At 40.4% G+C, this 13,370-nt stretch carries 11 protein-coding genes and 1 pseudogene; 5 read left to right on the forward strand and 7 right to left on the reverse strand.

Going from position 1 to position 13,370, the window contains the following annotated elements; all coding sequences use genetic code 11:
• Position 1: 1 nt before the first annotated feature.
• The 3 genes from waaF to DA100_RS15535 are packed head-to-tail and all read right to left on the reverse strand — an operon-like array spanning position 2 to position 3,402.
• Entirely contained in the window at positions 2-1,039 is a 1,038-nt protein-coding gene (gene waaF / locus DA100_RS15525; protein WP_138972955.1) for a lipopolysaccharide heptosyltransferase II, read from the reverse strand.
• A complete protein-coding gene (locus DA100_RS15530; RefSeq protein WP_240800940.1) occupies positions 1,026-2,270 on the reverse strand; it encodes an O-antigen ligase in 1,245 nt (414 codons plus the stop codon). The genes waaF and DA100_RS15530 overlap by 14 nt, the downstream gene beginning before the upstream one ends.
• Before the next feature lie 13 nt (positions 2,271-2,283).
• Positions 2,284-3,402 (reverse strand): glycosyltransferase family 4 protein, encoded by a 1,119-nt coding sequence (locus DA100_RS15535; protein WP_240800941.1) that lies wholly within the window; start codon positions 3,400-3,402, stop codon positions 2,284-2,286.
• 131 nt (positions 3,403-3,533) lie between these two features.
• Between DA100_RS15535 and pseB the strand changes: the two are divergent.
• From pseB to pseI, 5 genes and pseudogenes are all read left to right on the forward strand, one after another.
• Positions 3,534-4,547: pseudogene (gene pseB / locus DA100_RS15540) on the forward strand (UDP-N-acetylglucosamine 4,6-dehydratase (inverting)).
• Positions 4,544-5,719 carry a UDP-4-amino-4,6-dideoxy-N-acetyl-beta-L-altrosamine transaminase gene (pseC, locus tag DA100_RS15545; RefSeq protein WP_138972956.1) on the forward strand — a complete coding sequence of 392 codons (1,176 nt, stop codon included), beginning with the start codon at positions 4,544-4,546 and terminating at the stop codon, positions 5,717-5,719. Before pseB ends, pseC begins: the two are co-directional and overlap by 4 nt.
• On the forward strand, positions 5,719-6,411 hold the full coding sequence (gene pseF, locus DA100_RS15550) for a pseudaminic acid cytidylyltransferase (RefSeq protein ID WP_138972957.1): 693 nt from the start codon (positions 5,719-5,721) through the stop codon (positions 6,409-6,411). The genes pseC and pseF overlap by 1 nt, the downstream gene beginning before the upstream one ends.
• Before the next feature lie 17 nt (positions 6,412-6,428).
• A complete protein-coding gene (gene pseG / locus DA100_RS15555; protein WP_138972958.1) occupies positions 6,429-7,931 on the forward strand; it encodes a UDP-2,4-diacetamido-2,4,6-trideoxy-beta-L-altropyranose hydrolase in 1,503 nt (500 codons plus the stop codon).
• A 7-nt stretch (positions 7,932-7,938) separates the two neighbouring features.
• Positions 7,939-8,988 carry a pseudaminic acid synthase gene (gene pseI / locus DA100_RS15560; RefSeq protein ID WP_138972959.1) on the forward strand — a complete coding sequence of 350 codons (1,050 nt, stop codon included), beginning with the start codon at positions 7,939-7,941 and terminating at the stop codon, positions 8,986-8,988.
• 42 nt (positions 8,989-9,030) lie between these two features.
• Here the strand turns inward: pseI and DA100_RS15565 are convergent, their stop codons facing one another.
• The 4 genes from DA100_RS15565 to DA100_RS15580 all read right to left on the reverse strand — a co-directional run.
• Positions 9,031-10,026 (reverse strand): glycosyltransferase 52 family protein, encoded by a 996-nt coding sequence (locus DA100_RS15565; protein ID WP_138972960.1) that lies wholly within the window; start codon positions 10,024-10,026, stop codon positions 9,031-9,033.
• Positions 10,027-10,100: 74 nt separating this feature from the next.
• Positions 10,101-11,039 (reverse strand): ADP-glyceromanno-heptose 6-epimerase, encoded by a 939-nt coding sequence (rfaD, locus tag DA100_RS15570; RefSeq protein WP_138972961.1) that lies wholly within the window; start codon positions 11,037-11,039, stop codon positions 10,101-10,103.
• A 774-nt stretch (positions 11,040-11,813) separates the two neighbouring features.
• The gene (locus DA100_RS15575; RefSeq protein ID WP_171052230.1) at positions 11,814-12,554 is read right to left on the reverse strand and encodes a CDP-glycerol glycerophosphotransferase family protein; all 741 of its coding nucleotides are present in this window, start codon (positions 12,552-12,554) and stop codon (positions 11,814-11,816) included.
• Between the two features lie 40 nt (positions 12,555-12,594).
• On the reverse strand, positions 12,595-13,370 hold a 776-nt coding region (locus DA100_RS15580), incomplete at its 5' end, for an ISAs1 family transposase (RefSeq protein ID WP_138972963.1).

The following is a 13,370-nucleotide window of genomic DNA, read 5'->3' on the forward strand; positions in this document are numbered from 1 at the left end:
ACTAGTACTCGATGAATTTGTTTAATGCGGTGATAACTTGATCAGGGTAAAGTTTATTTAAACAGTCTTGATGACTTAACGGGCACTCACGCTTAAAGCATGGTCGACACTCGATATCAGTATGCACCATTTCTAATTTCTCTGTTAGAGGCGGAGTGTATTTCGGTGAGCTTGACCCGTAAATAGCCACGATATTGCACCCGACGGCAGCCGACACATGCATTAGTCCTGAGTCATTAGATACAACGGTCTGACAGGCGGCAAGTAGGTCAACAGCTTCAATTAAGGATGTTTTACCTGCTAAGTTATAACAATCTCGTTTATTATCATCGACCAGAGCATTGCGGATTCTATCTGTGACATCATGATCTTTGGCCGAACCGAATAGCCATACTTGATAGCCTTTCTCGATAAGATAGTTAGCCACTTCGGCATAATATTTGTCTGGCCACCTTTTAGCTGGGCCGAATTCAGCACCAGGACATAGCCCAATCACTGGTTTAATTGAAGTAAGACCTAGCTTTGCTCTAGCAGCAATTTTCGCCTTTTCATCTATAGTGAGTTTCGGTGAGGGGCAGCTGCTCAAACTAACATTATTGAGCATTTCGTCTTTGGGAAATGCTAACGCAACGTAGCGTTCAACCATATATTGGAACGCACGTTTATCAGGTCTCAAATCATTGAGTAAGCCGAAACGGAGTTCTCCCTTCCATCCAGTTCTTTTCGGAATATTCGCAAACCAAGGGATCAGTGCGGATTTGGCTGAGTTTGGTAATATATAAGCGTTTTCATAACTGCCTAACAGACTTTTACCTATAGCTCTGCGGCCAAACAAGTCAAATTGCCCATGTCCGATAGGCATTTCAATCGCTCTATTAACTTCGGGCATTCTCTCTAGAATAGGCTTACACCAAGCTGGAGCAAGAACATCAATTTTACTAGTCGGATTGAGCTGTTTTAGGGTGATATACAAGCTCTGTGACATCACCATATCCCCGACCCATGAAGGCCCGATAACCAGTATATTATTTTGAGTCATTTGATTGATTACCATTTGTCTCAAGTTGAACTAAGGCAAAGAGAGTCGCAAGCGTAAAGGCATAAAACGTACTGATAAGATTAGCTTGTAATGGCGCTTCAGTTAATCCGTAAACCATAAAACCAGCGACAAAGACACTGCCAGTCATTGCTAGTGTCGAGTTTGATTTTAAGAAACGATAAGTAAAGAAAGTCCAAGGAAAAACAAGTATCGCTAGGATTGCTGCAATACCAAACAACCCATTACCTGCCAACATTTCGAAGTACTGACTATGGGCATGACCTCGACTAATGCCTAATACCCAATCAGTAACTTCCCCTTTAGCGTGTAGTTCTTTATTGAACTCTTCTCTCTGCTCATAGGTTGAACCAAATATCGGGTTTTGTTCAAACGCATACATTGCTGACTTCCACAGTTGCAAACGTCCACCGGATGATTTTGCTTTCTCCGTATTGCCTTGAGCTATCTGAGTAAATTCCATAATTGTATAGTCAATTCTATCTTCAACGGCGTCTATGGAATTGTAAGCAGCGAATGAAATAGCGATAACAACCAGAGCAGATATAGAGATAAGTTTTAAGCTAAGCCTTTTCCAGTTTAGTAGTGCGAAAAAAACTAAAAGAATAGGAATGGCAAACATTGCGCCGCGAGTTAGCGTAAGTGTTGTCGCAGCAGCAGCTACTATACTTGCTGAGAGTAACCATATTTTACGCTGGGAGTTTTTAACCAAACATAATGCAAGAAAAGAAAGCGCACAACTAAGGTACCCAAAATTTATGCTGTACAGAAAGCCATCAACGCGAGGCATGGCTAGAATGAAAAATTGATAAATAGCGATTCCGAGTGCGCCGAAAGAACCAACAATAACACCAAGCTCCATTGCACTTGTTGCACTAGCCTTAGATTTAAGAGTTGTTTTAAGGGCAAGGTATATTGGAATGCAAAGAAGGAACCTAATAGGGCCTTTGAAGTAACGGAACGTATCTCCATCTATAATCGCAACGGGTATATTAGCTAAGACGTAAGCGCTTAAGCCAATAACTACTGCCCAATCAAACTGATCAATAGATACTGAATTTTTATTATTGAATAGTACATAAAGTGATAGAAATACTGTGAGTCCAACAACCCCAACGGTAAAATTTGGTGTCCATAATAGTAAAGCTGGAGATAGAAAAATAGCGCTTAGAAAAAAGCGTTCAGTTAAAGGCGACGTTATAGTGGAACTCAATGATTTACTTCTCTTAATATTGGTAGTATCGCTTTAGTAGCTTTTCAATGTGGCTATCCATAGCAAATTCTTGAAGAACTCTTTGACGAGCAAGTACAGCATTATTGTTCATTAGGGATTCAGAGTCTACATACTGTTTGAGTTTTCTGGCTATATCTTGTGCGCTTGTTGGCGTACATAGTAGTCCTGTATTGGCAACTATCTCTGGAATTGCACCAGTGTTGGATCCTACTATCGCCTTAGTGGCCGCCATCGCTTCAATTACGGTAAGCCCGAAAGCTTCGTTATGAGATGGAATACAGACAATATCCATTAACGACAGAAGTTTTTTAGTATCTGAGCGAAAGCCTGTAAAGTGGATGTCTCTATAGGCTGCAGATTTTTTAGCAATCGTTTGAAGTTTGTCCACGTAATCTACGTCAGCACCTTCTTGTTCTAATAAGCCCCCGACAATAATTAATTGGGTATTTGGTGCGCTTTCTTTTAGGTACCCAAATGCTTCGATCAGCTCTTTTTGTCCTTTTCCATCACATAGCCGGCCAACGCAGCCTATGGTCAAATAATCAGTTCTAAGCTCCAGTTCTTTGTGCAATTGCTTTTTTTCTGAATCTTCGATAGGGGTAAAGTCTGAAATATCCGTTCCTAACCATAGGACCGATATTTGGTCGCGAGTCACTGGTAGCGCTTTGACATTGCGTTGATAGGTGGCATTGCTAATAGAGAATATTTGATTAACTTTAGAGTAAACCCAGCGATGATAGAGAGACTTCTTTGGTCGAGTAACTCCCATGTGTTCAGTAAAAAACACCTTAAGCTGTGGCTGAAGTTGTTTTAACAGGGCTGCGACTAGTAGATCGCCAGACTTATGGCAATGAATATGTGTGATACCGTTTTCTTTCACCCATTGATTTAGAGCGAGAAGTTGTATTGTGACTAGTTTTTGCTTTGAGCTTGAAAAGAATGTCGTCATACCAACAAAGTGAAATGAGTCCGCAACTTTAGTGTTGTCTAAGCATAACCCAAAAACTTGGTAGCCTCGGTGTAAAAGCTCTTTACCGACGCGGCTAGGGTACATTTCAAGTCCACCCCACCCTTTGGATAAGCAGATGTGTAAAATGATAGTCTTATTCATGTATTGCTATACTTATATGGTCAGAGTTCATTGTTTCTTGCAGCTGAACAAGTAAAATGGGACGTTCACAGTGCATGCTTCTGGAATTTCATCTTCAGTAGGTAGCTTATCATAAATCAATGGGTAAAATTATGTTGAACAATAAATCTGTTTTGATTACTGGCGGTACTGGATCGTTTGGTAAACAGTTCATTAAAACTATCTTAGAGCGCTACTCTGAAGTAAAAAAAATCATAATCTTTTCGCGTGATGAGCTGAAGCAGTTTGAGATCAAACAACAGTATCCGGCTAAAGATTACCCTCAATTGCGTTTCTTTATCGGTGATGTTCGTGATAAGGAGCGCATGATAGATGCTTGTGAAGGCGTTGATGTTATTATCCATGCTGCAGCGATTAAGCAAGTTGATACAGCAGAATACAACCCAACAGAGTGTATACGCACAAATGTTGATGGAGCTGAAAATGTAATTAAAGCGGCTCTCAAGTGTGGCGTTAAAGATGTAGTAGCCTTGTCTACGGATAAAGCATGTGCACCAATCAACCTTTACGGTGCCACCAAACTTGCATCAGATAAGTTATTTGCGGCGGCAAATAATATTAAAGGTTCTAAAGATATTCGCTTTAGTGTCGTGCGCTACGGCAATGTGATGGGTTCTCGTGGTTCTGTAATACCTTTCTTTATGAAGAAAAAAGAAGAGGGCGAGCTACCAATCACTCACGAAGAGATGACTCGCTTTAACATCTCACTTCAAGATGGTGTAAACATGGTGATGTACGCACTTGAAAATCATCTTGGTGGTGAAATCTTTATCCCTAAAATTCCTTCATACAAAATCCTTGATATTGCAGAAGCAATAGCACCAGGCATTAAAACAAAAGTCGTAGGTATTCGTCCTGGCGAAAAATTGCATGAAGAGATGATTACTGACACAGACTCTCTAAATACGATTGATATGGGTAAGTACTACGCGATTCTACCTTCTGTATCATTTACTTAGACAGAGCGAGAGTATTTGGAGCATCATAAAGCTGAAAAAGTACCATTCGGCTTTAAGTACAACTCAGGAACAAACACTGAGTGGGAAACTATTGAAGGTCTGCGTGAACTAATCAAAGAGCATGTAGATCCAAACTTTACAGTGTGAGAACAATCGTGATTCCTTACGGTAAGCAAGATATTAGTCAGCAAGACATCGAGAGTGTTCTTGATGTCCTGAGGTCGGACTTTTTAACGCAGGGGCCACAGGTTCCTGCATTTGAGGCAGCGCTTGTTGAACAGACTGGCGCTAACCATGCTCTAACTGTGAACAGTGCAACATCAGCCCTGCATATTGCTTGCCTTGCTTTAGGGCTGGGGCAGGGTGATTGGCTATGGACATCTCCGATTACATTCGTCGCATCTGCAAACTGTGGTTTGTATTGCGGGGCTCAAGTAGATTTTGTCGATATTGACCCTGACACATACAATATGTGCCCAAAACGTCTTGAAGAAAAACTGATCGACGCTAAAGCAAATGGCAAGTTGCCTAAAGTCGTTGTTCCGGTCCATTTATGTGGGCAACCATGTGATATGGCTGCGATTGCTAAGTTGGCAAAAGAGTATGGCTTTAAGGTTATTGAAGATGCTTCACATGCGATTGGTGGTCGATATAAAGACCAGCCGATAGGGAGTTGCGAATACTCAGACATTACAGTGTTTAGTTTTCACCCAGTGAAGATTGTAACGACTGCTGAAGGCGGAGCTGCGCTGACCAATAAAAAAGCGTTGGCAGATAAAATGGCGCTATTGCGAAGCCATGGTGTTACTCGTGATCCTGAGTTTATGCGTGGAGAGTCTCATGGCGGTTGGTATTATCAGCAAGTAGACCTTGGTTTTAACTACCGTATGACTGAGCTTCAAGCTGCATTAGGTGTAAGTCAAATGAAACGCCTTAATGACTTTGTAGCAGCTCGTCATGAGTTGGCTAAAGGCTATAACAAAAAACTTGCTGACTTGCCTTTGGTGCTGCCTTACCAGTTACCGGACACATATTCAGGGTTGCATTTATTTGTGATTCGTTTGCGTTTAGATGAAATCAAATTAACACACAACCAAGTATTTGATGCGCTGCGTGAGCGTGGAATAGGGGTTAACCTTCACTATATTCCAGTTCATACTCAGCCATACTATCAAGATCTCGGGTTTGCTGTTGGGAGTTTCCCTGAATCAGAGCGCTACTATAGCGAAGCGATTTCTCTACCTATGTTCCATGGTATGACTGAAGAGCAACAAGATACTGTAGTTCAAACTTTGACTGATATTTTGCAAGGGCGTTAATGAAAATAGCCATTATCCCAGCTCGCGGTGGTAGTAAGCGCATCCCGAGAAAAAATATTAAAGCGTTTCATGGTAAACCTATGATCGCATACTCGATTGAGGCTGCAATCGAATCGGGTTGTTTTGATGAGGTCATTGTTTCTACCGATGACTCTGAAATAGCTGATATAGCGAAAGAGTATGGCGCGCAAGTACCATTCTTGCGTCCTGCGGATATTTCAGATGACTATGCGACAACGATGGATGTTATGGAGCATGCGATTCGTTGGTGTGAAGCCGAAGGGTGGGATGTAGAAGCGGTATGCTGTTTGTATGCGACAGCTCCCTTTGTGCTACCCAAAGATCTTCAGAATGGCTATCAACTGCTTCAAGATTCTGGGGTTCAGTTTGCTTTTAGTGCTACGTCTTTCCCATTTCCAATTCAGCGTGCAATTAAGCTTGATGAGCAAGGTGCTGTTTCCATGTTCTCTCCTGAAAATGAACAGGTGCGGTCACAAGATCTTGAAGAGGCTTATCATGATGCTGGTCAGTTTTACTGGGGGCAGACTCGTGCCTTTTTAGATAAGCTTTCTATTTTTTCTCCTCATTCGAAAGCTGTACTTTTACCTCGCAATCGTGTTCAGGATATTGATACACCAGAAGATTGGGAGTTGGCAGAGTCCCTGTTTTCCGCTTTGAAGCTAGTGAAATAACAGAGTTAGGATAAACCATGAAGGTTGTTTTCCGCGTAGATGCATCATTATTGATCGGCAGTGGGCATGTCATGAGGTGTCTTGTTCTTGCTGATGAGCTAAAGCGCAAAGGTCACGATATTGTATTTGCTTGCACACCATTAGAGAGTGATATGCGCACTTTCATTAGTGAGCGAGGCTTTGTTGTTGTAAACCTTCCGGAACCGAAGCAAGTAGTTGTTCCTAAGCATAATGCTGATTATGTTTCTTGGCTTCAAAAAAGTGTACTTGAAGATGCGCAAGATTTTATCGCTACGATCACTTGTGCCGATCTCGTTATAACCGACCATTATGCGATTGATAGAGAGTGGCAAAGTGTTGTCATCGATTCTATGAATTGTCGACTCTTTGCGATTGATGATTTAGCAAGGTGCCATAGAGCAGACTTGATTTTGGATCAGACGCTAGGTCGTCTCGAGACTGACTATCAAGAGTCGAACACACGCGCTCTTGTTGGTAGTGAGTATGCTCTTCTACAACCTTGCTTTTCCAGTAAAAGAGAATTAGCTGTATCTAGAACGCTGAGTAGTAAAAAACCTAACGTGCTTATCTCTATGGGGGGGATCGATGCTCCCAACGCGACATTTGAAGTCTTAAATACACTACACCCTCAAATCAATGCTAACTTCACTGTTCTGCTCTCACCAAGAGCACCGAATTTTCAACAAGTAGCAGCATGGTGTGCTCGTTACTCGAACGTTACCCATTTGGAGTTTGTCTCTGATATGGCGAGTTTGATGTTAAAACATGATATAGCTATTGGTGCTCCTGGAACGACAAGTTGGGAAAGAGCCTGTTTAGGACTACCTAATGTCATTGTGCCTCTTGCAGACAATCAGAAGATGATCTGTGAACAGCTCGTCAAGCATCAGGCTACGATTAAAGTTGATCTTGAAGATATTTCAAGTCAGGTACTCTCTGGTTACCAAATGACATTGAATTCTTGGGAAGCTTTTAAACGGGCTAACCTTATTCTTTGTGATGGACGTGGGGTAAAAAGAGTGGCCTATGAAGTTGAACAGCTTTTTAGTGATAATAATGATGGTTATTCTATTGAAAGGGTGAAGCAGCAAGATATTAGGCTTGTTTATGAATGGCAATGCCACCCTGAAACAAGGAAATACGCATTAAATACCAATGTTCCAACGTGGGATGAACATCAAGCATGGATGTCTAGGAAACTGCAGTCTGCTTCTGACTATTTTTATATGGTAGTTGATAAAGGAAATGGTAATAAAGTAGGAGCCGTACGTTTAGATAGAGTGCGTCCTGAGCACTATCTTGTATCAATATTTGTTGAACCAAATAGTTACGGAAAAGGGATCGCTTCTAGAGCTCTTGAAATGGTAGATGCTATTCACCCTGATGTCACTTTACATGCAACAGTACTAAAAGCTAATTTGGCTTCTCAAAAACTCTTTCAGAAAGCTTGCTATCAACAAACCGATGAAGAAACGTATATCCGACAACCTATTCATTGAGGCAAAAATGAAACCATTTATCACCATTGACGGTCGCAAAATCGGTCCGGATTTTCCCCCTTACATTATCGCTGAGCTATCGGCCAATCATAACGGCGATATTAATCGTGCATTCCAAATAATGGAAGAAGCCAAAAAAGCTGGCGCTGATGCGATAAAACTACAAACCTATACCCATGAAACGATCACTATGGACAGTGACTCAGAAGAGTTTCAAATCCATGGCGGCCTATGGGATGGTCAAACCTTATACGAACTATACAAAAGCGCACACATGCCGTGGGAATGGCACAAGCCATTATTTGAAAAGGCTAAAGAACTCGGTATTACGATATTTAGTTCTCCTTTCGACTTTACGGCGGTAGAGCTGCTGGAAGAGTTAGATGCTCCCGCATATAAGATAGCATCATTTGAATTGGTAGATTTACCTTTGATTAAGCGAGTAGCTAAAACGGGTAAGCCTATGATTATGTCGACAGGTATGGCGAATGAAGAAGAAATTCGTGAGGCTATTGCTGTAGCTCGAGACAATGGTTGTGAAGAGTTAGTTGTTTTACATTGTGTTAGTGGTTACCCAGCACCAGCAGACCAGTATAATTTACGAACTATAAAAGACATGCAAAGTCGTTTTGGTGTTTTATCCGGCTTATCTGATCATACGATAGATAACGCTACGGCAGTGACATCTATTGCTTTGGGCGCTTGTTTGATAGAGAAACATGTGACGATGGACAGAAACGGTGGTGGGGCTGATGATAGTTTCTCTCTTGAGCCACAGGAGCTTCAAGCTCTTTGCCAAGACACTAAAACTGCATGGCAGGCATTAGGTAAGGTTAACTACGAAAGAACGGAAGCTGAAAAGGGTAACGTGAAGTTCCGTCGATCTTTATATGTTGTCAAAGATATAAAAGCTGGAGAAGAGTTAACTTCAGATAACATTCGTAGCATTCGACCTGGATTTGGTCTAGCGCCTAAACACTACGAAAACGTGTTAGGTAAATTTGCATCTGAGGCCTTACCCAGAGGCACTGCTTTACAGCAAGAACACTTTGATTAGTACTTATATAACTCCCTTAGTTTCGTTACTAAGGGAGTTTTCTTATATCTCTTTAATACCTAGCTTACTTAAATATCTATTTACACGATCGAACCTACATAGCATCTCAGCACTGTAACTTTCTCTGGGTGATAAAGGTATATTATAAATAGGCATGTCAGGGTTGAGTATTTTTGCAGTAAACTGCGCTGTAGATGTGCATCCGATGAGACATGATAGCTGAATTCTTTTATCAACTAGCTCAATTTCGAGTGGGTACTCGCTGTAGTGATAGCGAAGGTTTGGTAGTTCAGATATCACCCTTCTAATGTCCTCAGATTCAGAGCGGTGAGGAAAGTAAATAACACCATTTTTGCTTTTTGCTACAATCTCTGAAACTTCTTTAAGATAATCTGAAGTTGGCTTAAGGTTTTTATGTCCAACAGAACCTTGACCTATAAGACCCAGTGGGGCTGATTTGTTATATAACTCAATGTCCTGTAGTTTTTCTTGGAGCCGCTTGAGGCTGTTTTTTTGGATAAGGTGTTCTGGGTTTTCTATATCAAATATCGTAAACAGTTCCAATTGCTCTGACTGTTGAATCGTACCGACAGGCTTGCAACCGTTTAGACGTAGGGTCAAATCAGAAAAAAAACGTTTTCTAGTGTATGATTTTTTGGGGCGAATGAGTTCTTCATACTCATTTATAGTCAGAGAACCATCATCAAAGTAAACTTCTTTTTCAATAGTTAGATTTTTTAAAAATAGCTTGGTTTGCCAGCCATTATATTCTGCATGAAATAGATGAGCGATTTTTTGATTACCACAAATGGCTTTAACTTTGCGTATATCTTTAGGAATGGTTCTGCTTCTATTTTTTCGCTCTGTGTGAATAACATAATCCCAGTCATTTGAATTAAATAACTTCATTTGTTGAGATATGCCGGGTTCTTTATCTTGGTGCACAAGAACTAATATGTTGTTGTCTGTATTATAGTGAGCTTTCGCTTCTAGTGCGCAGATATATTGAAATGGTGAGGTTGCGATAAATAGGTTCATAGTGAAAACTACTTCGAGTAAGAGGAGTGCCAACTTCTAACTACTAGAAGTTGGCATTGAAACCAATGGAACAACTAGTTAATTTTTTTCATATACTCAGCAACACCTTCGGCAACTGTTTTGAACTGGTGATTACAACCAGCAGCGCGTAGCTTGGTTAAATCGGCTTGAGTAAATTCTTGGTATGCGCCTTTCAGGTGCTCAGGGAATGGAATAGTTTCTACAGTGCCTTGGCCGTGGTACTTGATTACCGCTTTAGCGACTTCTTCAAAAGATTCAGCGTTACCAGAACCTAGGTTGAAAATGCCAGATACACCATTTTGCATAAACCAAAGGTTAACGGCTGCAACATCGCCTACATAGACGAAATCTCGTTTGAAGGTTTCACTGCCAGCAAACAGCTTCGGGTTTTCTCCTGCATTCATTTGGTTGTTTAAATGAAATGCGACTGAAGCCATAGAGCCTTTGTGCTGCTCGCGAGGACCATAAACGTTGAAGTAACGGAACCCTGTTACTTGAGATAGCTTCTCGCCATGTTCCTCAGCATCTTGCCAGATACGACGAACGTAGTTGTCGAACTGCTGCTTAGAGTAACCATAGACGTTTAATGCGCCTTCGTACTGCTTCTCCTCGATGAAAGTATCTGTCTCACCGTAAGTTGCCGCAGAAGAAGCGTAAAGGAAAGGAATCTCACGCTCAAGGCAGTAATGAAGAAGCTCTTTTGAGTACTCATAGTTGTTGAGCATCATGTACTTGCCGTCCCACTCTGTCGTAGCAGAACATGCACCTTCATGGAAAATGGCTTCGATAGGACCAAAGTCATCACCAGCCATGATTTGAGTTAGGAAATCATCACGATCCATGTAATCTGCGATATCAAGATCGACTAGATTTTGAAACTTCTTACCGTTCTTTAGGTTGTCGACTACCAAAATATCGTTAATGCCTTTTTCATTTAGTGCTTTAACGATGTTGCTGCCAATCATGCCAGCACCGCCTGTTACGATGATCATAAAGCTTAATCCTGTAAGTGTTAGTTCTATCGATTATAGCAAGAGGAAAGTTGATATTAAAACATATTAGAACGGTTCATTACATATATATTTTTGGTCAACCGCGGTATTGAAACTACCATCATTCTAGAGACAAAAAATATTGGTACGATATGGAGGAGGTTACTATTGTTTTGATAAGCACCATAAGACAAAAATGCAATCATCATGATGTACATAATCATAGAGTAAATCTCACTGTAAAAGGAAATGTTCTTATTGTTTACTAATTTTTTTGTTAGTATTTCATCGAATAGATATAAGGCAAATACAAGAATGAAAGAGCAAAAGAAAAAATAATGGATATTAAATATCAATATTCCAATTAAGCAAAATACATTTAGCATCATATCAGACTGAACATGTAAAACTCTTGAGAAAAAACCTTTTGCTTGCTTATTTACTTTGGTTATTTCTGAAAACTCTTGATTCTTTTGGTTAAGATATAATGGTTTGAGTTGATTACTCTTATAATGCACGTAAGCATACATAAGTAGCAGGAAAAAGAAAGAGATTATGATTGCTACAAGAATGTAGTTTATGCTAATTGACGCTTCTTTAGGGATAATGTTAGATAAGGTTTGCGGAAGGTGACTCCCTCCTATTAATAGTACAAATTGAAGTGGAACTACCATTATTACCACCTTCATCAGTCGATTTACTGCAATCATTCCTGAAGGAATGATGAAGTCTTTAATTGAGTATGTTATGTACATATTCTTTAAGGAAATAAACTTACTTATCATTTAGGATGTCTCTAATAAATATTTCAGATGAATTCTTGTACTCCCCATTTATCAAATTATGGAGAGTGCGCCTATTATCTTTAAACTTATCTTTGTCTTTTATATTGTTAAAGATAGATTGATATAGCTCATCTAAGTCTTTTACTTTTTCTCCTGGATTGTATTCTTCAAAGTCAAAACAAAACCCATTGTCGATTGAATAGATATCATAATCATAATTGAATATGATGATTGGTTTATCCAAAATCAGGTAGTCAATCGATATGCTTGAGTAATCAGTTACGAGGAGGTCATAACTTGACAAGAAATCACATATTTCTGGCTCGCACTCTTTTGTTGATATATTTAATGTGTTTTTGATTTCATCAGGGAAGTCAAATAAAGGGTGGGGACGATACGTGAAGCTCACACCAATCTTATCTAATTTATCTTTGAATTTTTTTATTTCTTCTAATTTAAACATTTCAAAAAAATTTCGACTATTATTTCTCCAGGTTGGGGCGTACAACACATTAAATTTAGAGTTCCTATTATTGCTGTAATTTAAATCTAGGCTGGATAGATAGTCTGTTCGAGGTTGGGATGCAATGACAAACTTGTTTTTTTTACATCCGAACATCCTCGAAAGAATGTTAGAAACAAATGAGGTTGGTGCATAGTGATAAGTTATATTGTATTTGTTTAAGTAGTAATATATTTTTTTTAACTTAGATATGTTTTCCTCTAACAAGCCTGATGACTTAACTGGGACAGGGCGACCGCATGAGTGTTTAATTTTTACCCACCGCGTTTAGGCCTTCACTCAAGACCGCCTCTAGCATCGCTGTGTTCATCATACAACGCTTCTGTTTTCCAACGATACTGAGTTTAGTCGGCTCTGTGCGCAACATATTCAACCCTATATGGCGAAGGCAAGCTAGGTTTTCGGCTCCGTGGTCTTTATAGATTTGGCAGGCATCCTCAGCCATCGTCACATCTAAGACCCAGTGCATTGACTCGATACCCCAGTGCTCCCTTACTGCGCTTGCCGCTTGCTCCGCACTCAATTGCTTTGAGCTGATGTAGTATCGATACTCTAGCTCTGCTACTTTGCCTTTATGGTAACGGAAGTTTTCCACCATAATGACCGATTTTAATCCTTTCCAACGAGAGAAGTTACCTTCGAGCGTTTCGCTGCTTAACACATAGCTTTGACGGACTTCAATACGGCCGTGACCCTGCTCGATTTTGATATTTTTGGGCTTTGATGCTCGTTGTTTTGCAAAAGCCTGCTCTACTGCTTTGCGTAACTTTCCTTGATTATTTTTAACCGCAAGTAAGTAGTCAGCATCTTGTTCGATGATAGTTTTGGCTACTTCCGTTTGGCATGCCATCGCATCAATTGTGACTAGAGCGCCTTTGATATCAAGAAGTTTGATGAGCTCAGGTATTGCTGTGATCTCGTTGCTCTTTTCTTCTGTTTTGAGCTGTCCAAGTACGAGCTTATTGGACGAAGCGTAGGCGCTAATCATATGGATAGTACTAGCTCGGTCATCTCGGTTGTAGG

This window comes from Vibrio sp. Hep-1b-8 (genome assembly GCF_006124995.1).
Lineage (GTDB): Bacteria > Pseudomonadota > Gammaproteobacteria > Enterobacterales > Vibrionaceae > Vibrio.